Origin of the sequence: Streptomyces sp. GESEQ-4 (assembly GCF_017948455.1) — a bacterium.
GTDB lineage: Bacteria > Actinomycetota > Actinomycetes > Streptomycetales > Streptomycetaceae > Streptomyces.
On record NZ_JAFFSU010000026.1, the window covers coordinates 59,953 to 80,043 of the forward strand.

21 protein-coding genes are annotated in these 20,091 nt (G+C 70.5%); 10 read left to right on the forward strand and 11 right to left on the reverse strand.

What is annotated here, in order from left to right; genetic code table 11:
• Positions 1-112 precede the first annotated feature (112 nt).
• Both KCH48_RS34440 and KCH48_RS34445 read left to right on the forward strand, forming a co-directional pair.
• The gene (locus KCH48_RS34440; protein ID WP_307841031.1) at positions 113-1,120 is read left to right on the forward strand and encodes a permease; all 1,008 of its coding nucleotides are present in this window, start codon (positions 113-115) and stop codon (positions 1,118-1,120) included.
• A complete protein-coding gene (locus KCH48_RS34445) occupies positions 1,117-1,821 on the forward strand; it encodes a TIGR03943 family protein (RefSeq protein WP_210580658.1) in 705 nt (234 codons plus the stop codon). The genes KCH48_RS34440 and KCH48_RS34445 overlap by 4 nt, the downstream gene beginning before the upstream one ends.
• Here the strand turns inward: KCH48_RS34445 and KCH48_RS34450 are convergent.
• Positions 1,760-2,554 carry a YqjF family protein gene (locus KCH48_RS34450; RefSeq protein WP_210580659.1) on the reverse strand — a complete coding sequence of 265 codons (795 nt, stop codon included), beginning with the start codon at positions 2,552-2,554 and terminating at the stop codon, positions 1,760-1,762. The genes KCH48_RS34445 and KCH48_RS34450 overlap by 62 nt on opposite strands.
• Before the next feature lie 83 nt (positions 2,555-2,637).
• On the opposite strand from KCH48_RS34450, the gene KCH48_RS34455 reads away from it, so the two are divergent.
• Positions 2,638-3,555, forward strand: a complete 918-nt coding sequence (locus KCH48_RS34455) for a hypothetical protein (protein WP_210580661.1) — start codon at positions 2,638-2,640, stop codon at positions 3,553-3,555.
• 61 nt (positions 3,556-3,616) lie between these two features.
• Positions 3,617-4,165, forward strand: coding sequence for a YciI family protein (locus KCH48_RS34460; RefSeq protein ID WP_210580663.1), 549 nt, complete (start codon positions 3,617-3,619; stop codon positions 4,163-4,165).
• Between the two features lie 4 nt (positions 4,166-4,169).
• On the opposite strand, the gene KCH48_RS34465 is transcribed toward KCH48_RS34460, so the two are convergent.
• Complete coding sequence (locus KCH48_RS34465; protein ID WP_210580665.1) at positions 4,170-5,042, reverse strand: alpha/beta fold hydrolase; 873 nt, start codon at positions 5,040-5,042, stop codon at positions 4,170-4,172.
• Positions 5,043-5,143: 101 nt separating this feature from the next.
• A complete protein-coding gene (locus KCH48_RS34470) occupies positions 5,144-5,722 on the reverse strand; it encodes a TetR/AcrR family transcriptional regulator (protein ID WP_210580667.1) in 579 nt (192 codons plus the stop codon).
• A 154-nt stretch (positions 5,723-5,876) separates the two neighbouring features.
• On the opposite strand from KCH48_RS34470, the gene KCH48_RS34475 reads away from it, so the two are divergent.
• Both KCH48_RS34475 and KCH48_RS34480 read left to right on the forward strand, forming a co-directional pair.
• Positions 5,877-6,020, forward strand: coding sequence for a hypothetical protein (locus tag KCH48_RS34475; protein ID WP_210580669.1), 144 nt, complete (start codon positions 5,877-5,879; stop codon positions 6,018-6,020).
• 57 nt (positions 6,021-6,077) lie between these two features.
• A complete protein-coding gene (locus KCH48_RS34480; protein ID WP_210580671.1) occupies positions 6,078-6,548 on the forward strand; it encodes a DUF3592 domain-containing protein in 471 nt (156 codons plus the stop codon).
• A gap of 41 nt (positions 6,549-6,589) precedes the next feature.
• Here the strand turns inward: KCH48_RS34480 and KCH48_RS34485 are convergent, their stop codons facing one another.
• Positions 6,590-7,039 carry a DoxX family membrane protein gene (locus tag KCH48_RS34485; RefSeq protein ID WP_210580673.1) on the reverse strand — a complete coding sequence of 150 codons (450 nt, stop codon included), beginning with the start codon at positions 7,037-7,039 and terminating at the stop codon, positions 6,590-6,592.
• 110 nt (positions 7,040-7,149) lie between these two features.
• Here KCH48_RS34485 and KCH48_RS34490 point away from each other — a divergent pair, with 110 nt between their 5' ends.
• Both KCH48_RS34490 and KCH48_RS34495 read left to right on the forward strand, forming a co-directional pair.
• The gene (locus tag KCH48_RS34490) at positions 7,150-8,352 is read left to right on the forward strand and encodes an amidohydrolase family protein (RefSeq protein WP_210580675.1); all 1,203 of its coding nucleotides are present in this window, start codon (positions 7,150-7,152) and stop codon (positions 8,350-8,352) included.
• A 46-nt stretch (positions 8,353-8,398) separates the two neighbouring features.
• Positions 8,399-8,587: a ferredoxin gene (locus KCH48_RS34495; protein ID WP_210580677.1), complete on the forward strand. Its 189-nt coding sequence runs from the start codon at positions 8,399-8,401 to the stop codon at positions 8,585-8,587.
• Here the strand turns inward: KCH48_RS34495 and KCH48_RS34500 are convergent.
• Genes KCH48_RS34500 through KCH48_RS34515 form a run of 4 tightly spaced genes read right to left on the reverse strand, consistent with a single transcriptional unit; the run spans position 8,584 to position 12,121 of the window.
• Complete coding sequence (locus KCH48_RS34500) at positions 8,584-9,507, reverse strand: FkbM family methyltransferase (protein ID WP_210580679.1); 924 nt, start codon at positions 9,505-9,507, stop codon at positions 8,584-8,586. The two genes, KCH48_RS34495 and KCH48_RS34500, sit on opposite strands and share 4 nt — an antisense overlap.
• A 51-nt stretch (positions 9,508-9,558) precedes the next feature.
• Positions 9,559-10,740 carry an amidohydrolase family protein gene (locus tag KCH48_RS34505; RefSeq protein WP_210580682.1) on the reverse strand — a complete coding sequence of 394 codons (1,182 nt, stop codon included), beginning with the start codon at positions 10,738-10,740 and terminating at the stop codon, positions 9,559-9,561.
• Between the two features lie 39 nt (positions 10,741-10,779).
• Positions 10,780-10,980 carry a hypothetical protein gene (locus KCH48_RS34510; protein ID WP_210580684.1) on the reverse strand — a complete coding sequence of 67 codons (201 nt, stop codon included), beginning with the start codon at positions 10,978-10,980 and terminating at the stop codon, positions 10,780-10,782.
• 7 nt (positions 10,981-10,987) lie between these two features.
• Positions 10,988-12,121, reverse strand: a complete 1,134-nt coding sequence (locus tag KCH48_RS34515; RefSeq protein ID WP_210580686.1) for an amidohydrolase family protein — start codon at positions 12,119-12,121, stop codon at positions 10,988-10,990.
• 218 nt (positions 12,122-12,339) lie between these two features.
• On the opposite strand from KCH48_RS34515, the gene KCH48_RS34520 reads away from it, so the two are divergent.
• A complete protein-coding gene (locus KCH48_RS34520; RefSeq protein WP_210580688.1) occupies positions 12,340-13,002 on the forward strand; it encodes a TetR/AcrR family transcriptional regulator in 663 nt (220 codons plus the stop codon).
• Positions 13,003-13,435: 433 nt separating this feature from the next.
• Complete coding sequence (locus KCH48_RS34525; RefSeq protein WP_210580689.1) at positions 13,436-14,365, forward strand: hypothetical protein; 930 nt, start codon at positions 13,436-13,438, stop codon at positions 14,363-14,365.
• Between the two features lie 98 nt (positions 14,366-14,463).
• Here KCH48_RS34525 and KCH48_RS34530 read toward each other — a convergent pair whose 3' ends face one another.
• The 3 genes from KCH48_RS34530 to KCH48_RS34540 all read right to left on the reverse strand — a co-directional run bounded on the left by KCH48_RS34530 (position 14,464) and on the right by KCH48_RS34540 (position 19,985).
• Entirely contained in the window at positions 14,464-15,234 is a 771-nt protein-coding gene (locus tag KCH48_RS34530; protein WP_307841032.1) for a glycosyltransferase, read from the reverse strand.
• Entirely contained in the window at positions 15,231-15,854 is a 624-nt protein-coding gene (locus tag KCH48_RS34535) for a UTRA domain-containing protein (RefSeq protein ID WP_210580691.1), read from the reverse strand. The genes KCH48_RS34530 and KCH48_RS34535 overlap by 4 nt, the downstream gene beginning before the upstream one ends.
• 162 nt (positions 15,855-16,016) lie before the next feature.
• Positions 16,017-19,985 (reverse strand): WD40 repeat domain-containing protein, encoded by a 3,969-nt coding sequence (locus KCH48_RS34540; RefSeq protein WP_210580693.1) that lies wholly within the window; start codon positions 19,983-19,985, stop codon positions 16,017-16,019.
• Positions 19,986-20,091: the final 106 nt, after the last annotated feature.

Below are 20,091 nucleotides of genomic sequence, written 5' to 3' on the forward strand. Positions count from 1 at the left end.
TCGCCCGTACTGAAGGGGAGGGGGTCCAGAGCGCCCCGTAAGGGGCGCGGGGCTGTATCGATATGCGGCTCCGCCGCCCCGCACCCGACGAAACCGCGGAGGTACCCCACCCGTGGCCATCACCAAGCCACCCCCGGCCACGCCCGTGGAAACCCCGGAGGAACCACAGGGCAGGCACCTCAATTCCCCCCTCGTCCTGACCATGGTGCTGGTCCTCGCCGTACTCGCCCAGGGCCCCATCCGCCGCATGCTCGCCGTACCGGTGATGCAGAGCTGGATGACGGTGTTCGTCGCCGTCCTCGTACAGGCCCTGCCGTTTCTCGTGCTCGGCGTACTGCTGTCCGCGGCGATCGCGGTGTTCGTGCCGCCGTCGTTCTTCGCCCGCGCCCTGCCGAAGCGCCCCGCGCTAGCCGTGCCGGTGGCCGGAGCGGCGGGGGCCGTGCTGCCGGGGTGCGAGTGCGCGTCCGTGCCGGTCGCGGGCGCGCTCGTGCGCCGGGGGGTGACTCCGGCCGCGGCGCTGGCGTTTCTGCTCTCCGCCCCGGCGATCAACCCGATCGTCCTGACCGCGACGGCCGTGGCCTTCCCCGGCAACCCCGAGATGGTCCTCGCCCGTCTCGTCGCGAGCCTGCTGGTGGCGTGTGCGATGGGCTGGTTGTGGCTGCGGCTCGGCCGCGCCGACTGGCTGCGCCCGCCGGCCCGTTCGTCGTACGACGGTCAGAGCAAGGGCGCGGCGTTCTGGGGGTCGGTCCGGCACGACGTCATGCACGCGGGGGGTTTCCTGGTCCTCGGCGCGATGGCCGCCGCCACGCTGAAGGCGGTGGTGCCGGAGACCTGGCTGCGTGCGGCGGCCGACAACCCGGTGATCGCCGTGCTGGCCCTCGCCGCACTCGCCGTCCTGCTGTCGATCTGCTCGGAGGCGGACGCGTTCGTGGCGGCCTCGCTGACGCAGTTCTCGCTCACGGCCCGGCTGGCGTTCCTGGTCGTCGGGCCGATGGTCGACCTGAAGCTGTTCGCGATGCAGGCGGGCACCTTCGGCCGCGACTTCGCCCTGCGCTTCGCGCCCGCGACCTTCGTGCTGGCGGTACTGGTGTCGGTGCTGACCGGGGCGGTGCTGCTGTGAACCGGCAAGCTCAGGCGGCCGTACTCTTCCTGCTCGGCGCGAGCCTGCTGCACGCGAGCCTGACCGATCTGTACCTGCGGTACGTCAAGGAGGGCCTGCGCCCGCTGGTGCTGCTGTCCGGCGCGGTGCTGATCGCGGCGGCGCTGGCGACGGTCTGGTACGAGCGGCGCAGGTCCGACGGACACGCCGGGCATCACGAACCCCGCGTCTCCTGGCTGCTCGCCCTCCCCGTCCTCGCCCTGATCCTGGTCGCGCCGCCGGCCCTCGGCTCGTACAGCGCCGTACGCACGGGGACGGCCCTGCAAGAGCCGTACGGATTCTCGAAGCTGCCGGAGAGCGGCCCCCTGCGCCTGGCCCTCGCCGACTACGCGGGCCGCGCGGTCTACGACGACGGCCGCTCCCTCCGCGACCGCCAACTGAAGATCACCGGCTTCCTCGCCCTGGACCGCGACGGCACGCCCTACCTCGTCCGCATGACCCTCAACTGCTGTGCGGCAGACGCCCAGCCGGTCAAGGTCGGCCTGACCGGACACATCCCGCCGGTGCTGCAACCGGACACCTGGCTGGAGGTCACCGGCACCTACACCGACCACCGGACCCACGACCCGGTCAACGACGGCCCCATCCCGTTCATCGAGGTCAGCGAGGCCCGGCCGGTGGCTCAGCCGCGGGACCCGTACGACGAGACATGGAACTCCTGAGAGGCCGTCCCAACCGGACGGGAACCCCGGGTGAGTAGAGGACGCTGATGGGAGCGCCGACCGGGGTAGGCAGCCCGGCGGCGGCGACCAGGTCCTCCTGGCAGTGGATCAGCTCGGCGCGGTGGAGCGGCCAACGGGGGTGGTCGTTGGGGAGGTAGGCGGCGCCCGCGGAGAACTGGTTGTGCATGCCCCAGCGGGCGGTGAGGAAGTACTCCAACTCGCTTGGCTGCTCTATGGGTTCACCGGCCCGCACGACGATACGGCTGTAGGCGCCGCGCGGCCCGGGCCAGCGGCGGACACTCTCGTACGAGACGGTGTCGCCGTCCGTGCCGTCCGTGCGCACGCTCATCCGGGACCAGAGATACGGCAGCCGGAAGCCGAGGCGCCCCATCACCACCGGCAGCAGCCGCGAGGCGTCCATCGACCGGAACACCACACCGCGCCGCCCGTCCGCGCCGACCGAGTACAGCCGCACGTTCGTCTCCGGGAACGACCCGAAGTACGGCACCCCCGGCAGCCGCAGCCACCCCACCTTGTCCATCCGGAACGCGACCAGCCCGACGTACGTCATCCCGTCGTAAGTGTCGGGCACGGTCCCTGTCGGCAACAGCGGTGCGACCACGTCCGGTTCGACGGCCCAGTGGATGAAACAGAGGTCGAGCCAGTGCTGGGTGAGCAGGGGGTCGGGTATCGGGACGGGGGCGTCGGGGGTGACGGGGGTGGGATTCGGCACGGAGCAAGGATGTCAGGGGGTTGGCGGACGTGTTGAGTAGGAGTACTCATGTGCGCCGGGACACGCGCTGGCACGCTTCGGGCATGACGCGTGGCAGAGGGACGCTGACGGCTCTGCATCTCCTCCTGGTCTGGGCGACGATGGCGGCCGCGGTGCCGGTGCTCGGCTTCGGGGTGGTGGTGACGGGCTGGAGCGGTGGGGCCGGTGCGACTGTGTTGCTCTTCTTGTTGGCTGTGCCGCTGACGGTGGGTTTGCTGGCCACGGCGGGCATACCGGCCCGGACTGTGGTGCCGCTGTGCGACTCCGCGCCCCGGCGGCTCGGCTGGGCGGTCCTGGTCTTCGCCCTCGGGACGCTCGGCGTCCTGGCGGGCGTGGGTGCCTACGGTGGGGACGTCGACCTGGGGAGCGCCGGTACGCGAGTCGCGCTGACGGGGGTGCCGTACGCCGTGGTGGCGGCGTTCTTCGTGCCGGGCCGGTGGGTGCGGGTGGGGGCGGTGGCCGCGCTGGCGGCCGGTGTGGTCTATGGGGGCTTCGTCGGCCCGGCGCAGGCGCAGCAGCGCCGGCACGCGGCGGAGGTGGCGCGGTACCGGGAGCATCCGGAGCTGCTGTACGTGATCGCTACGCCGTCCGGCATGCGAGTAGCCCGTGCCGTGGTCGGCCCTGCCTCCTTCAGCATTGAGTACCACTCCGTTCAGCAGGACGGGTATGTGGCCCTCACGGTGCGCCGGCCGCTCACGCCGACACCGCGGTGCCCCGAGTTCTTGGGGAAGGACGCGACCTGCACGGTGGACACGGACGGCGATATGCGCGTGATCGACGGCATCCCCGGCGGCACCCGCGACATCACCCTCACCCGCCGCCACCGCGACGCGGAGGTCCAGGTCTCCAGCAAGTCCCTCGACGAACCCGGCCTGCGCCGTCTGCTGGACACCCTCCACCCGCTGTCGGACAAGGAGTTGGAGGGGCTGATGCGGGAAAAGGTGATCGACGAGGGCTTCTGAGCTGTCGGATCGCTGCGAAAGTCTGTTGAGTTGCTGCCGTACGTTGGGGAGGGTCTGGGGCATGGAGTACTTCTGCTACCACCGCGACCGGCCCGGATCTGCCACGCTGCGCCACGCGTTGCTGGAAGAGCACTGGTCGTACATGGACCGGTATGCGAAGCAACTGATCGCGCGCGGCCCGACCTTCGCCGACGACGGCGAAACGCCCACCGGCAGCGTGCACATCGTCGACCTGCCGGATGCCGCTGCCGCCCGCGCGTTCGCCTTCGACGAGCCCAACTACCAGGCCGGCGCGTACCGGGACGTGTTGCTGCGCCGGTGGCGCAACCTGTTGGGGCGCACCATGTGGGACTTCACCGGTGACCCGAGCGACGGCAATCGGTACCTGGTGCTCGGCTTGGGCTCAGGGCCGGCCGCCGATGTCGCCCTACCGCCCGACCGGGACGAGCTGATCGCGTACGGGCCACTGCTCTCCGACGACGGCGCGACCTGGCTGGGTACGGCCGTGCTGCTCAGGGCACCGGACCCGGCCGCGGCACGGGCCGTCCTGACGGCGGAACGGTATGCCGACGTCGAGGTGCACGACTGGGTATTCGGCGGGCGGCGATGAACGCTCATCGCAGGAAGGGCAGTACGACGTCGGCCATCTCGGCGGGTACCTCTTCGGCGAGGTCGTGTCCGGCGTTGAAGACGTGGCCGGTGACGTCGTGGGCGAACTGGCGCAGCTGGGACTCGTTGCGGTCGCCGATGAAGGCGGAGCCGCCGAGGGCGAGTACGGGGATGTCCAGCTTCTTCCGGGCGGCTTGCCGGTTCTGCTCGGCGTCGACGAGCATCGCCCGGTAGATCGACAGCATCGCGCGGATGCCGCCGGGCATGGAGTAGCAGCGGACGTACTCGTCGATCGCGTCGGGGGTCGCGGTGTCCGGGTGGCTGCGCTCGTTTTTGATCATGTAGGTGATCAGCTCGCGTTCGTGTCCGGCGATGAGCATCTCGGGCACGTCCGGCTGGAAGTAGAAGCCCAGGTGCCACAGGTGCATGCCGCTCGCGACGTTGTCGTGGGTGAGCGCGGTGTGGTCCTCGAAGCCGAACCCGGGGAACAGGGCCTCGGCGAAGACCAGGGCGCTCACGTGATCGCGGTGCCGGGCGGCGAGCTGGTAGCCGATCACCGCTCCCCAGTCCTCGCCGATCACGCTGTAGGTGTCGTGCCCGAGGTGGTGCATCAGCGCGGCGATGTCGTCGCTCATCGTGGCGGAGTCGTAGCCGTCGGCGGGGCGTGCGGAGTCGCCGAGGCCACGGAGGTCGGGCGCTACGACGGTGTGGTGCGGCGTCAGCTTCGGGACGAGGTGCCGCCAGTGGTAGCTGGTCTTCGGCACGCCGTGCAGGAGCACCACTGCCGGGCCGGACCCGGCTGTCCGGTAGTGGAGGCTCGTGCCGTTGACGTTGGCGCGGCCTGTGCGGACGGGGTCGTCGTGATGGTCGAGGAGCATGCGTTCACCTCACTGTGTGGATCGCTTATCTGGATCGCCTTATCTGGATCGTCCGATACAGATTCAGGCAATGAAAAGTCAGTCGAGTAGGGCATGAAAAGTCAGTCGAGCGTGGTCAGCGCGACCTCCACGAGGGGTTCGAGGGCGCGCGCGTCCGGCGTGATCTTCGAGGCCACCAGGAGGCCGTTGAGGAAGGTGACGAGGAAGGCGGCGAGGGTGTGCGGGTCGTGCCGCGCCGAGATCTCGCCGCGCTCGGACGCCGCGCGCAGCAGGTCGGTGAGCGCGTCCTGGTTGGCGCCCAGCACGTCCCGCACGGTGCGCCGGGTCGGCTGGTCCTCCGGCAGGCGCTCGGTGGCGGCATTGACCAACAGGCAGCCCCTGCCGCCGTGTTCGACGGCGATCCGGATCCGCTCGACCAGCAGCGCACGGATCGCCGACCGGGCGTCCGTCCCCTCGTCGAGACTGCGCAGGGCCGCCGCCGCGAACGTGGTGCGGTAGTGCTCCAGCGCGGCCCGGTACAGGCCGTCCTTGCCGCCGAACGCGGCATACAGCGACCCCTGCCCGATCCCGAGATGCTGAGTCAGATCGCGCACCGACGTCGCCTCGTACCCGTGCGCCCAGAACAGCTCCATCGCACGGCTCACCGCCGCCTCGGTGTCGAACTCCCGGGTCCTCGCCATGCGCTCACCGTAACTTATCTGGATCGCTCGCTCAAGAATGGGACCTACAGAGCCGACCGAGCGACTGAACCCACGAGCTGAGCGGCGTGTCCGGGCGGGCGGGGCTTGCGGCCCGGAGCAGGGTGGTCGGCACTGTCATCGCCGAGGAGGAATCGTGAAGCGTCGTGTCCGCGCCGTCCTGGCCGTTGCCCTCGCCGGGCTGATGCTGCTCGCGGTTCCGGCCGCGGCCAAAGACGGCTACGGCAACGTCGAGAGAAACGAATGGAACGTCCCCCTCATCGGCGTCCGCCTGCTGTAGCGCCGCGACCGTACGGCCTGGGATAACGTCCCTCTCCGGACAGGTGAGAGGAACGGTGTGCGGGTTCAGGTACGGGGGCGGGGTGCTCGCCGGTGGATCGCGTTCGGGGTGATCGCGTTCGGGTCGCTGTTCTTGGTCGTCGGGTTGATCCTCGCGGGGGTGTCGGTCTCGTTCCTGGCGGATGCCGAGCGTGCCCGGGGCACGGTGGTGGCGCTGGAGTGGCGGAACGACCACAGCGGCGCGACCCGCAAGCAGCGGCAGAACGACCAGCCCACGGCCTACCCGGTGGTGGAGTTCACGTCGGCGGACGGCACGCCGAGGACGTTCCGGGAATCCACGGGTTCCAACCCGCCCTCGTACGAGGAGGGTGAGCGGGTCGAGGTGCTGTACCGCGCCGATGCCCCCGAGGATGCGCGGATCAACGGGTTCGCCTCGCTGTGGCTGCTGCCGCTGATCTTCGGTGGGATCGGGCTGGTGATCGTGGGGATCGGGACGGCCGTCGCGATGGTGGGGTGCAGGCGTTCCTAGGTCGCGTGGGCGATGTCCTTCGATGTCCTTACGGCTACGACCTATCCGAAGAGCCCCAGCGCCGCGTCCACCGACCACGACTGCCACCCCATCGCGAACAGGGTGACCAGTGAGATCAGCGCCATCATGAGGTTCTGCCCCTGCTCGGCCCAGTCGTGGATCATCAGGACGAGATAGATCAGGTTGAGCAGGAGGCCGGCGACCAGGGCGATCGGCGTGAGGAAGCCGACGACGAGCCCGAGGCCGAGCGCGAGTTCCGCGTACGCGACGACGTACGCCATGAGGCGCGGGCGGGGTTTGACGATGCGGTCGAAGCCCTGCCGGACGAAGCCCCAGCGGTGTTCCGCCGCGATGCCGGCCGCCCACTTGATGCCGCCGCCGGCGAACCAGTCCCGCTTGTCCTTGTGCCGCCAGCTCTCCAGCCACCACAGGCCGAGGCCGACTCGGAGGACGGCGAGCCACTCGGCGCCGCTCAGCCAGATGCTCTGCATATGGACCTCCCCGGGGTCGGGCGCCGGTTCCCGTGCCGCCATTCCCTTGCTGCCGTGAGAAGGCTGCCCTAACCTCTGAATCTGATGGATCGTCAGATTAGGGGTACAGCGTGAGCGATACCAGGGATCTGCCCAAGGTCATCAGCGTGGACGATCACGTGATCGAGCCGGCGCACCTCTTCGAGACGTGGCTCCCGGCCAAGTACCGGGACAAGGGGCCGCAGCCCTTCACCGCCGGCATCGGCGAACTCGCCTACGTCGGCGGGAAGTACCGGTTCACCACGGATCCGGACGGCCAGATCACCGACTGGTGGGAGTACGAGGGCGAGCTGTTCCCGTACAAGCGCATCATCGCGGCCGTCGGCTTCTCCCGGGACGAGATGACGCTCGACGGGATCACCCGGGAGCAGATGCGGCGCGGCTGCTGGGATCCGAAGGCGCGGCTGGAGGACATGGACATCAACCATGTCGAAGCCTCGCTCTGCTTCCCGACCTTCCCCCGCTTCTGCGGGCAGACCTTCGCCGAGGCCAAGGACAAGGAGGTCGGCCTCGCGTGCGTGCGCGCCTACAACGACTGGATGGTCGAGGAGTGGTGCGGGGACAGCGGCGGCCGGCTGATCCCGCTGTGCCTGATCCCCCTGTGGGACATCGAGCTGGCCGTCGCGGAGATCCACCGCAACGCCGCCCGGGGCGTCCGCGCCGTCACCTTCAGCGAGATCCCGACCTATCTCGGGCTGCCCTCCATCCACTCCGGCTACTGGGACCCCTTCTTCGCGGCCTGCGAGGAGACCGGGACGGTGGTCAACATGCACATCGGGTCGTCCTCGCAGATGCCGGCCGCCTCTCCCGACGCTCCCCCCGCCGTCCAGGCCTCCCTCAGCTTCAACAACGCCATGGCGTCGATGATGGACTTCCTGTTCAGCGGCGTGCTGGTGAAGTTCCCCCGGCTCAAACTCGCGTACAGCGAAGGGCAGATGGGCTGGATCCCGTACGCCCTCGAGCGCGCGGACGACGTGTGGGAGGAGCACCGGGCGTGGGGCGGCGTCAAGGATCTGATTCCGGAGCCGCCGTCGACGTACTACTACCGGCAGATCTTCTGCTGCTTCTTCCGTGACCGGCACGGCATCGAGGCCATCGAGACCGTCGGCGTGGACAACGCGACCTTCGAGACGGACTACCCGCACGTCGACTCGACCTGGCCGGAGACGAAGAAGGTGGCGGCCGAGCATATGGCCGGTCTCTCCGACGAGGTGACGTACAAGCTGCTGCGGGGGAACGCCATCCGGATGCTGGAGCTGCCCTTCGACCGGTAGCGGCGGGCTCGATTCACGGGGTCGTCCGGCGGGAACGGGAAGGGACATGAAGGTCTCCGTCGACCCCGACCGCTGTTACGGCTCCGGCGATTGCGTGTACCGGGTGCCGTCCGTCTTCACCGCGGAGGGCGGCTTCGGTGCGGTGATACCGGGCCGTGAGGACACCGGCGACGATCCGCGGGTGCGGGAAGCGGCGGAGAGGTGTCCTTCGCAGGCCATCACGATCGCGGACTAACCGGACAGTTCCTCGGCATCCATGCGGGAGAAGACCAGCTCGGTCTCACCGACGATCGGTCCCCGCCACCGCACCGGTGGCGACGGGCTACGCAGGGCGTGGGGGTAGCTCTCCGGTTTGTAGCTGTTGGGGAGGCGGTAGGTGTGGAAGCCGTGGGCGCGCATGGTCTCCAGCAACTCCTCCACTGAATCGCCTAGTTGGGCCATTCGGTCCGGCGTGACCTCTACGGCGATCTCCACGTCGTCCCTGAGCCGGTCGAGGACGGGGGCCAGACCTCGTACGACGCTGCCCTCCGCTCCCTCCACGTCGATCTTGATCACGCGGGCGCGGGCGAGGTCGGCCGGGTCGAGGAGTTCGGCGAGCGGCTGGGCCTCGGCCTCGAAGGTGGACTCGGCCGGGCCGTCGTACGGGACGATGGAGTTCGCGCCCATGTTGCGGGAGCTGGCCAGGACGAAGGTGAGCGTCTTGTGGCCGTCGGAGACCGCGGCGTTCACGGTGCGGACGTTGGTGCAGTTGTTGAGGGTGAGCTGCCGGCGCATCCGGTCGTGGAAGGCGGGGGACGCCTCCACGGCCACGACCCGGCCCGTGTCGCCGACGAGCCGGGAGCCGAGGACCGCGAAGTAGCCCACGTTGGCGCCGACGTCGACGAAGGTGTCGCCGGGGCGCAGCCGGCCGCGGAGCCAGGCCGTCATGTGGGGCTCCCAGACGCCGAACAGATAGACGTAGCGCTGGATGAGGTCCTGTGTGTCGACCGCGAACCGGGCGCCGAACCGGGTCTCCACGACCCGCCGCCTCGGATGCTCCCGCAGATGGGAGTTGAGGTAACGCGCGGCCAGTGGTGCCTTGCCGAGCGGCACCGGGGCGTCGCGCACGTACCGGCGGCCCAGGGTGATCAGGGCCTCGGTGATGCCGGTACTCATCGCGCGCCTCCGGTGCGGCTCTCGACATGATCGACAAGTCTCAGTGAGTGATCAACGGGTGATCAACTGCTGGGCATTGTTGTACATGATGTCTTCCTGGACGGACGCATCCAGCCCTTCCATCAGCTTCCAGTATTCCGCCGGCGCCGCGACGCCCTCCGCGTGCGGGTAGTCCGAGCCCATGACCAGCGACTCGTGGTAGCCGAGGCGTGCGACCAGACTCGGGATGTCGTCCTCCGGATAGGGCACCACGCGGACGTGCTTGCGGAAGACCTTGCTGGGGCGCTCCTCGAGCTTTCCGCCGATCCAGGGACCGTTGCGGCCCATGCCCCGGCTCTTGTCCATGTGCCGGACGAAGTGCGGCACCCACTCCGCGCCGAACTCCGACACCAGGATGTTGATGTCGGGGAAGCGGCCGAAGAGGTTGTCGAAGATGAGCGCGGAGAGCGTCTCCTCGATCGGGCGCTGACCGTACGTGTTCATCCACTGCCACGCCGACATCCGGAAGTGGATCGGGTTCGGCTCGAAGCCCCAGGCGGGCGCCACCTGCGAGTTGTAGTAGAACTCGCTGATGTGGTAGCAGACGCTCGCCTTGGCCTCGTTGACCAGTTTCCAGAACGGGTCGAAGTACGGGTCGCCCGGCGAGCGGCCGTACACCGGCCCGGTGGGCAGCAGGATGAAGCGGGCGCCCTGCTCCAGGACGTACTCCAGCTCCTTGACCGCGCTGTCGAGGTCACGCAGTGACAGCAGGGCGGGGGCGTAGATACGGCCCTTGTGGTCGAAGCCCCAGACCTCGTTCATGTACCGGTTGAACGAGTGGACGTTGGCGTACAGCGCCTCGGACGATTTCACGTACTCCTCGGCGACCAGCGCCCAGCCGCCCGGATACATGATCGTCTGGTCGACGCCCTGCTCGTCCATGAGCGTCAGCCGGGCGTCGCGGTTCTGGTAGGCCTCGTGCATCGGCTCGAACTGGTACGTCTCCTCGGGGTTGCCCGAGGCCATCGCCTTGAGCATCTCCTTGAGCGAGCCGGGCCGGTAGACCTGGCCGAACTCCGGCTCCAGGCATACGACGATCCGGTCGCCGGCGAGGATCACCTCACGGCCGTCCGGCAGGGTGATCGGGGCGACCGCCGTGCCGAGGAACTCCTTGGGGAGGTAGCGGGTGAAGGAGTCCCGCTCCTCGTACATGTGCTGGTCGCAGTCGAAGATCCGCTTGCGCTGATCGGTCATCGCCATCGCCTCCCGGCGCGTTGGGTTACGGGGTGGAGATCAGGAGTTGGTGTGCCGGCGGGCGAGCCGCAGCCCTTCTTCGCGGCTGGGGGCGACGACCTCCCAGCGCTCGCAGGAACAGGCGCAGATGTAGCTGCCGTCGTCCCGCGGGATCACCGACTGGGCCATACAGCGGTTGCCGGAGCTGGCGACCTCGTGCAGGAACTCGGTCGGCGAGTCGTACATGACGTTGTCGGACATGGCGGCCTCAGGCGGCGTTCGCGCCGGCGGGCAGCGGCGGCACCTCGGGGAAGAGTTCGGCGAAGGCGCCCACCGTGATGCGCTCGCGCAGGGCCGGGTCCACTCCGTCGAAGAGACCGTGCAGGGTCTCCTGGGTGTGGCCGAAGGTGCCCTCCATGTGCGGGTAGTCGCTGCCCCACATGACGTTGCGGTAGCCCATCGAGGAGGCGGCGGCCACCGCGGTGGCGTCGTGCTGGAAGGACGCGTACACCTGGGAGTAGATGATCTCGCGGGGTGAGCGCTTGAGCTTGGGGCGGACCATCTGGTGGTGCTGCCGGTAGCCCTCCTCGATCCGGTCGGCGATGAACGGCACCCAGGTCGCGCCGCCCTCGGCGACCAGGACCTTCAGGTCCGGGTGCCGGTCCAGTGCGCCGGAGGCGACCATCTTGGTCACCGCGCGCTGGCCGCCGTACGTCGTCTCGGTGTAGTTGAGCACCGCGCCGCCGGGGCCGCGGAAGACGACGCCGATCTGGCCGCCGGTGGTCAGATCGACCGGGTCGGTGCCGATGTGGAAGGCGAGCACGACGTTCGCCTCCTCGGCGAGCGCCCAGAAGGGCTCCCACACGTCGTGGTTGTAGTCCTTCTGCTTGGGGTGCGGGGCGGTCGGCAGGAAGACCGCGCGGTAGCCCATGGCGGCGACCCGCTCCAGCTCGTGCACGGCGTCGTCGACGTCCAGGGTGGACACCTGTGCGGCCGGTACGAGACGGGGAGTGGCCTGCGCGATGGTCTCCCAGGCCCAGTCGTTGCTGACGCGCAGCGCCTCGCGGAGGGCCTCGGGGGTGCGGAAGGACGAGGACCACATGCCCAGCGACGGGAAGACCAGCTCACCCCAGACGCCCTCGTTGTCGAGGTCCTTCATCCGCAGGCCGATGTCCCGGGCGCCCGGCGCGCGATGCGTGGCCTCCATGAACTCCTGAACCTTGACCGGGGGCGTTGCACGGCGGAACGACATCCCGTCGATGTGGACCGTCTCCCACGCGCCGTCGGGGTCTTTCTCCGAGCGCGGCATCAGCTCGGCCAAGTGCTTGGGCAGGTTGCTGACCCATAGGTCGTCCGGCTCCAGGAAGTGTGAGTCGGCCGAGTTGGCCCAGATCTTCTCCATCGTCGTTCTCCTTCGATCGACACGCCTGGAGGTGGTGAGGTGGTGCGGGGTGATGAGGTGGTGAGGCAGGTGAAAATGGCGTTTTCATAGTTGGCTCGGCTGGGAACGCATGTCAATAGGTGCGCGGGTTAGAACGGGGGAGAACCGGGAAGCGCATCCATCGCTAGACTGGTGGCGCACGAGATCGTGATTTTCGTTCTTCGGCAGAGAGTGGGGCGATGGCGGAGCAGGATCAGCGCGCGGAGCGGGCGCGCATCATCGAGGCGGCGCATCGCTGCCTGGCCTCGACGGGCGGGGCATCCGTCTCGGTGAGCGACATCCTCGCGGAGACCGGCCTGGGCACCCGTGCCTTCTACCGGCACTTCGACTCCAAGGACGACCTGCTGCTCGCGATGTTCCGCCGCGACCACGACCGGGTCACCGCGGAGCTGCAGACGGCCATCGCGTCGGCACAGGGCCCCGAGGACGCGCTACGGCGCTATGTGCAGAGCCGGATGCGTCTGGTCTCGGAGAAGCGCCGACGGCAGCGCGTCCTCGTGCTGACCTCGGAGGAGGTGCGCCGGGCCCGCGGCTACGACGCCGAGCTGAACCGTGCGGCGGAGGGGGCGGAGGCCATCCTCGCCCTCATCGTGGAGCAGGGGCGCGACAGCGGGGACTTTCCCCTGGTCAACGACGTCCGGGCGGACGCGCGAGCGATCGCGGCGGTGCTGCAACGCGCCTTCGACGAACAGATCCTCCGGCCCAGCGCCCAGAGCGCCGAAGAGGCGAGCGAGCAGGTCATCGACTTCGCGCTGCGTGCACTCGGGGCGCCGACGAGAGGCACCTCCACCTCCGGCGGAACGGGCCGGAGGGGAGCGGCGGTGGGTGAGCGGCGGGGGTGAGTGGGGGCGGCGGGGGAGTCGCTGGCCCCGCCCCATCTGCGGGCAGTCGTGCCGCCTGGGGCGGCATGGGTGGGCGCAGGCCGCACCCCGCAAGCGCCGGGCTGCGCGGTGGGCGGCGGGCGGCGACGGGGGCGGGATCTCTCGCGGTGCCTGCATCACGGTGGAGCAGCGGTGGGTGATCGGCGGGGGTGAGTGGGGAGATGGGGGTGCCTTCGCGCGAGCGGGTCCGAGTGCGTGGGGGACGGTGACGGCGGGGTGGGTGGCGGTGCAGGCCCTGCGTTTGCGGCATATCCACTGACAGGCGCCGGGTGGCGGGGTGCGGCGGGGACGGAGGCTCTCGCGGAGCCCGAATCGCCGTGAAGTGGGAAAATTGTCCGGAGCCCTGTGGTGTCGAGGGGGCTCCTGACGGAACTGTGGTGTCGAGAGGCCCCCAATGGATCTGGACGCTGTCGCCGACGAGCTGTACGGACTGCGGCCGGAGGACTTCACCGCCGTCCGCGCCGCCCGTGTCGCGGCTGCCCGTACGGCTGGGGACCGCGCCCTCGCCGAGCGGATCGGCAAGCTGCGCCGCCCGAGCCTGTCGGCGTGGGCCAGCAACCTCCTCGTACGCGAACAGCCCGAGCAGATCGAGCCGCTGCTCACGCTGGGGGAAGCCCTACGGCAGGCGCACCAGGATCTGGACGGGGCGCAGTTGAGGGCCCGCAGCCGGCAGCAGCGGCGCCTGATCAGCGCGTTGTCGCGGCAGGCGGGGCAGTTGGCCGCGAACGCCGGTCACCCCCTCAGCGAGGGCGCGCAGCGCGAGATCGAAAGCACCCTGCACACGGTCCTCGCCGATCCGGAGGCCGCCCGCGAATGGGCCACCGGCCGACTGGCCAAACCCCTCACCGCCACGGTCGGTTTCCCCGCGGCCGCCCTCCCGGTCAAGCCGCGCGCCGCCCCTGCCGGCAGGCCGCGTGCCGCCCCCGCCGCCGAGCCGCGCCCCGCCCGCAGCGCCAAGCCACGCACCGCCCCCGCCAATCCGCCGCCCACCAGAGCCGACAAGCAGCGTCGCGAACGCCTGGACCGAGCCCGGCAGGAAGCCGACGAAGCCGACGCCGAACTGCGCGCCCGCCGGAAGGAGGCCGCAAACGCCACCCGCGACGTCGACCAGGCGCGGAAACTGGCGGAGCAGCTCCGGCGGCACATGGACGAACTCTCCGCCGAGCTGAAACGCACCGAGGGCGAGTACGAGGAGGCACGGGCCGCCGAGCGCAAGGCGCACGAGGATCTACGACGCACCGAGCGCCGCATCCGCGAGGCCAGACGCCGGGCCGAGACCGCCGCCGCGAAGGTGGAACGGCTGGCTCAGTCGGCGCCCGGATAGGACCCCGCAGTCCTGCCAACGCCCGCACCCGCGGCGAACGGCTAGCTCCACCCCAGTTCCGTTCCGCCAACGCCCGCCCCCGCGGTGGAACAGCCGGCTCAGCCAGCGCCCGGATAGCTCCATCCCAACCCCACCAACGCCCGTGCCCGCGCCTCCACCACCGCCATCCGTGCCTCCCGTTCGCCGGGATCGACATGGGATGCCTGGCCGGTGACCTGCCCCTCCCACTTGCGGTACAGCAGCCCCACCTCCGCCGAGAACCAGCCGCGGCTCACGGAGTTGAGGGCGAGCAGCAGGCCGGTGTCCTCGGAGGCGGGGAGGGCCATCCAGCCGCCGAGCGCCAGCAGCAGGTCCCGGCGTACGCACAGCGTGGCCGGGTGGACCTGGGCGCGGAAGTCGTTGGCCTTCCAGAAGTTCAGTACGGTCCCGCGCTCTACGGGGCCGTTTCCGGGATCGCCGGGGAAGCCGATCGTCGAGCCGTCCGGCAACAGGTCCAGCGCCCGCGACGTCGCCCAGCCGATCGTCGGGTCGGCCTCAAGTGCCGCCAGGTCGCGGGCGAGTGCGCCGCGGGTGAGCTGGTCGTCGGCGTCGAGGATCTTCACGTAGTCGCCGTCGGCGTGCGCGAGGGCGATCGTGCGGGCGACACCGGGGCCGCCCGGGCGCCCCTGACGGAAGGTCACGCGGTCGTCGTCGGGGACGTACGGAGCGACGGCATCGGTCGTGCCGTCCTCCTGGATCAGCCAGCGCCACTCCCAGCCGGCGGGCAACTCCTGTGCGCACAGCGACTTGTGGGCGTCCGCCAGGAACGCGGCCGAGGGCGCGTGCACGGCGGTGACGACGACGACGCGCCCGCTCACGGCAGCGCTCACCACCTTTCCAGGGTCGTGGTGAAGACGAGTTCCGTACGGTCGCCGGGCAGCGTGACGTGGGAGATGTCGACGACGCGGTCATGGATGTCGTACGACGTCTTGCGCAGCAGGATCACCGCCGTACCGGCCGGCAGCTCCAGCTCTCGCGCCTCCTGAGGCGTCGGTGGACGGGCGGTGAAGCGTTCCTCGACGCGGTCCACCTCGATGCCGACCGTGGAGAGCTGGTGCTGGGTGCCGCCGGGCCAGGGTTCCTTGCTGTCGTCCAGGACGTCGGGGTTGGCCGCGATCATGTCGTGGACCAGGTAGGAGGTGACCAGGCTGAAGGGGGCCGTCCCGGTCGCGCAGCGGGTGCGGTACGTCCGCTCCAGGAGCAGCGTTCCCGCCGGGACGCCGAACGCGTCTGCGAGGGCCTTCGGCGCCTCGATCGTGCGGTACTCGGCGTAGAAGACGAGGTCGTCGCGGTGCAGTCCGGTCTCGTGTTCCGTGGCGCCGGTCCCGGCCCGCGTGCGCAGCGGACGGCGGGCGCGGTCCTTCTCCCACTGGTGCCGCGCGTTGTCGCGGACGGCGCGGGGGCGCGGATGGCGGAGGTCGTCCTCGATCTCTTCGTACGCTTTCGGCACAGCCTCAGCCTAAGACGAAAGCCTGAGACGAAAGGCTAAGACAAAAGACCCGATCGCTGGCGACGGGGGATGCACCAGCGATCGGGCTATGGCCAAGGCTAACAAGGCCGCGAGTGCTGTGGGAGGCGACTGCTCAGCCACATCATCGCGTTGTGATCGGGATCACTGACGGCACGGCGGCTCGTACGACAAACGGGGCAGGTACTCCTGCCATTGCTCCCGCGTCAGTACGCCGTGCGTGGCCGCGCAGATCCGGCTGATCGCCTGGTCGACGTCGAGGTTCCACAGCCGTACGGTGTCGGAGCCGCTGGACACCCCGAGCATGTGGCCCGTGGGGCTGAACGACAGGAAGTTGCCCGTCTTGGCGTTGGGGCTCATCGACTGGCCGATGGGGCCGGCGTCGGCGGGGTCGGCGACGTCCCACAGGCGGACCGTGTTGTCGTTGCCGCCGCTGGCCAGGGTGCGGCCGTCGTGGCTGAAGGTGAGCGACACCAGCGCCTCGGTGTGGCCGGTGAGGGGACGGCCCAGGAGGGTCGCTCCGGCGGGGTCGGTGACGTTCCACAGGCGGACCGTGTTGTCGTCGCTGCCGCTGGCCAGGGTGCGGCCGTCCGGGGTGTAGGCGAGGGCGTTGATGGGGCCGAGGTGCCCGGTGAGGGGCTTGCCGAGCGGGGTCGCGTGGCGCAGGTCGGCGACGTTCCAGAGCCGGATCGTGAGGTCGGCGCTGCCGCTGGCGAGGGTGCGGCCGTCGGGGCTGAAGGCGAGGGCGTTGACGTAGCCCTTGTGACCGGTGAGCGGCTTGCCGAGCGGGACGAGGCGGGCCGGGTCGGCGGCGTTCCACAGCTGGATGGTGCGATCGTCGTAGGCGCTGGCGAGGGTGCGGCCGTCAGGGCTGAAGGCGAGGGAGTCGGGGCCCGAATACCGCGTGTCCAGCAGGACCGGTTTGCCGTACGCGACGGGGTGGGCGGGGTCGGAGATGTTCCACAGCTGCACCGTGTTGCGGATGCCGGTGAGGATGGCGAGGGTGCGGCCGTCCGGCGAGAACGCCAGCAGCCGGATGTCCCGTTCCCCGGTCGTGAACGGCTTGCCCAGCGCCACGGGCCGGCCGGGACTGGCCACGTTCCACAGCCGGATCTTGCTGTCGCCGCTGCCCGTGGCGAGGATCTTCCCGTCCCGGCGGAACGCCCCGATCCGGCCGATCATGTCCGACCTCGGGATCGACCAGAGCCGGGCCTTGCCGTCACCGGTGCCGGTGGCGAGGGTGCGGCCGTCGGGGCTGAAGCCGATGGCGTACATCTCCCCGCTGCTGCCCGAGAGCGGCATGCCGACCTGCGAGGGGTAGGCCGGATTGCGGACGTTCCACAGACTCGCCGTACTGTCCGCGCTGCCCGCGGCGAGCATGCTGCCGTCCGGGCTGAAGGCCACGGACCAGATGGGGCCGGTGTGCCCGGTCAGCGGCGCGCCGAGCGCGGTCGGGCGGCCGCGGTCGGTGACGTCCCACAGCCGGATGGTGTTGTCCGAGCTGCCGCTGGCGAGCGTGCGGCCGTCGGGGCTGAAGGCCACGGAGTGCACGGTGTCGGTGTGGCCGGTCAGCGGCGTACCGATCCGATCCGGACGGCGCGGATCGTCCATGTCCCACAGCGTGACCGTGTTGTCGTCGCCGCCCGCCGCCAGTGTCTGCCCGTCGGGGCTGAACGCCACCGAGCGCACGGGTGCGGTGTGGCCGGTCAGCGTCTCGAGCGTCCTCGGCCGCCGCACGTCGCGCACATCCCAGAGACGTACGTTCCGTTTCTCGTCGGCGGTGGCCAGCGTGTGCCCGTCCGGGCTGAAGGCGACCAGGTAGATCGTGCCGTCGTGCCCGGTCAGCGGCGGGCCGAGCGACCGCGGACGGCTCGGATCGCGTACGTCCCACAGCCGGAGCGTGCCGTCGTCCCCCGCGCTGGCCAGGGTCTTCCCGTCGGGGCTGAAGACCGCGCTGCTCACCCAACTGGTGTGCCCGGTCAGGGGTTTGCCGACGGCCTTGGGCCGGGTCGGGTCCGATACGTCCCACAGGCGTACGGTCCGGTCGTAGCTGGCGGTGGCCAGCAGCCGGCCGTCCGGGCTGAACGTGGTGAGGTAGACGGCGCCGGTGTGGCCGAGCAGGGGTGTGGCCAGCGGGGCGTTGACGATCGAGATCAGCCGGTTGTTGGCGTCCGCGTCGTCCGGCCGCAGCCGATGCGCCACCAGGCCGAGCTGCGCGGACAGCGACGGATCCGTGGACTGCACGCGATCGGACTCGGCGAGCACCTGCGCGAACACCGCGTCGTCCCGCTGCTGCATCGCGACCACCGCCGCACCGACGGCCACGACCGCCAGGACCATCAGCGCCGCGACCGCGCTCCGGCTGATCCAGACCACGCGCCGGCGCAAGCGCACCGACGCGGCCAGGAACTCCACCGCGCTGCGGGTCAGGAAGGTGTCCCCGGCGGACTTGGCCCAGTTGTGGGCCTGTTCCAGCCGGGAACCCCGGTACAGCAGCGCCGTATCGCGGTTCGAGGTCTCCCAGGACCTGCTGTCCTCCTCCAGCCGCTGGCGCAGCAGATGGTCGCTGCGGCCCTCGTCGATCCAGTCGCGCAGCCGCGGCCAGGCGTGCAGCAGCGCCTCATGGGTGATCTCCACGCTCTCCGCGTCGAGCGTCACCAACCGGGCCCTGACCAGCGCCTCCAGCGACTCCTCCGTCTTGCCGGGGTCGGTGGACTCCTCCGCGAGCTGCCGCCGGGTCCCGCGCCGCCGCGTGGCCTGGGTGTCCTCGCCCAGCCGGACCAGCCTGAGCAGCAGCAGCCGCGCGGCCGTACGCGCCGCCGGGTCGAGGCCGGACCAGGCCCGCTCCGCGGTCGCCGCCACCGCGCCCTGGATGCCGCCCGCCGCCCGGAAACCGGCCAGCGTCAGCCGGCCCGCCTTGCGGCGCTGCCAGGTGGCGAGCAGGGCGTGGGAGAGCAGCGGCAGCACACCGGCGTCGTGCGCCCCGCGCGGGCTGTCGGCGCTCACCTCACGGACGATCAGTTCCGCGAGACCCGGCTCCAGTTCGAGGCCCACGGCTTTGGCGGGACCGGTCACCGCCTCGCGCAACTCGGCCGTGGTCAGCGGCCCGAGCACCATGTGCCGGTGCTGCAGCGCGTCGGCCAGCTCGGGATGGGCGAGGCACTGCTCGTAGAAGTCGGCGCGTATGCCAAGGACCACGAGGACGGGGGCGGGGCCGTCGGATGCGGGGGCGCACGCGGCGTGCAGGAGCTGGATGAACGTACGCCGGTCCGCCTCGTCGGTGCAGAGGGTGAAGGCCTCTTCGAACTGGTCGACGATGAGGACGGGGCGGGCGGGGGAGGAGGGCCGCGCCCAGGTGGCGACGGCTTCCCGCGCCGCGCTCGTGTCCACATCCGAGGTGTCGACCAGGGGCGCGAGCTCGGGGATCCGTTCGGTCAGCTCGGCGAGCGGACGGGCGCCCGGCACGAGCTGCACCACCTCCCGCGCGTCCTGCTCAAGGGCGGGCACCAGACCGGCGTTGAGCAGGGAGGACTTGCCCGCACCCGAGGCGCCCACGAGCATGACCAGGCCGCCGGTCTTCTCCGCCGCGCGGAGCTGCGTCATGAGGGCGTCGGTGCTCCGCTCCCGGCCGAAGAACCACCGCGCGTCCTGCTGCCGATAGGAGGCGAGCCCCCGGTACGGACACACACCACCGGGTACGGCCGGAGCGTCGCCCGCGGACCGCGCCCCCTCTTCCCCTTCTCCTTCCCCGGAGACGGCGGCACGCTCCCCGATGGGATCGGCCACTGCCTGCTCCCAGATGCGCTGCCACTGAGCCAGGTCGTACAGGCCGGCCGACACCGGCGTGGGCCGCGCGCGCCGCGCCTGCGGGATCAGGATGTGCAGCACCGCCGCGAGGGCGGTGAACTGTGCCGGTACGTTCTTCGCCCGCCGCCAGTCGCTGATCCGCTGCGCGGACACTCGTACGGGCCGCCCCCGCTCGTCGACCCGCTGCAGCTGTACGACCGCCTCGGCCACGCGCTTGAGGGGAGGGTTGCCGGCCTCCCGGTACAGCAGCGCGAGGCGCTCCGCGAAGGCTGTGCGCGCCCCTGAGTCGGAACTCAAGGCCTCCACCCCTTTACTTCCCTCGCAGCTGGCATCCGGACCGGAAAACTCACCTTATACGGCTGACCTGCGAGGAAGGGCTGGACCGGATACCGGAACCTCCTCGTTGTGGCCC

Coding starts and splice junctions, on each gene's coding strand:
- KCH48_RS34465 (WP_210580665.1), bottom strand. CDS start 5,042: ATGCTCCTCGACCATCACGACGACCCCGTCCGCACAGGCCGCGCCAAC.
- KCH48_RS34510 (WP_210580684.1), bottom strand. CDS start 10,980: ATGTCCGACAACGTCATGTACGACTCGCCGACCGAGTTCCTGCACGAG.
- KCH48_RS34470 (WP_210580667.1), bottom strand. CDS start 5,722: ATGGCGAGGACCCGGGAGTTCGACACCGAGGCGGCGGTGAGCCGTGCG.
- KCH48_RS34515 (WP_210580686.1), bottom strand. CDS start 12,121: ATGGAGAAGATCTGGGCCAACTCGGCCGACTCACACTTCCTGGAGCCG.
- KCH48_RS34495 (WP_210580677.1), top strand. CDS start 8,399: ATGAAGGTCTCCGTCGACCCCGACCGCTGTTACGGCTCCGGCGATTGC.
- KCH48_RS34485 (WP_210580673.1), bottom strand. CDS start 7,039: ATGCAGAGCATCTGGCTGAGCGGCGCCGAGTGGCTCGCCGTCCTCCGA.
- KCH48_RS34455 (WP_210580661.1), top strand. CDS start 2,638: ATGACGCGTGGCAGAGGGACGCTGACGGCTCTGCATCTCCTCCTGGTC.
- KCH48_RS34500 (WP_210580679.1), bottom strand. CDS start 9,507: ATGAGTACCGGCATCACCGAGGCCCTGATCACCCTGGGCCGCCGGTAC.
- KCH48_RS34520 (WP_210580688.1), top strand. CDS start 12,340: ATGGCGGAGCAGGATCAGCGCGCGGAGCGGGCGCGCATCATCGAGGCG.
- KCH48_RS34505 (WP_210580682.1), bottom strand. CDS start 10,740: ATGACCGATCAGCGCAAGCGGATCTTCGACTGCGACCAGCACATGTAC.
- KCH48_RS34460 (WP_210580663.1), top strand. CDS start 3,617: ATGGAGTACTTCTGCTACCACCGCGACCGGCCCGGATCTGCCACGCTG.
- KCH48_RS34525 (WP_210580689.1), top strand. CDS start 13,436: ATGGATCTGGACGCTGTCGCCGACGAGCTGTACGGACTGCGGCCGGAG.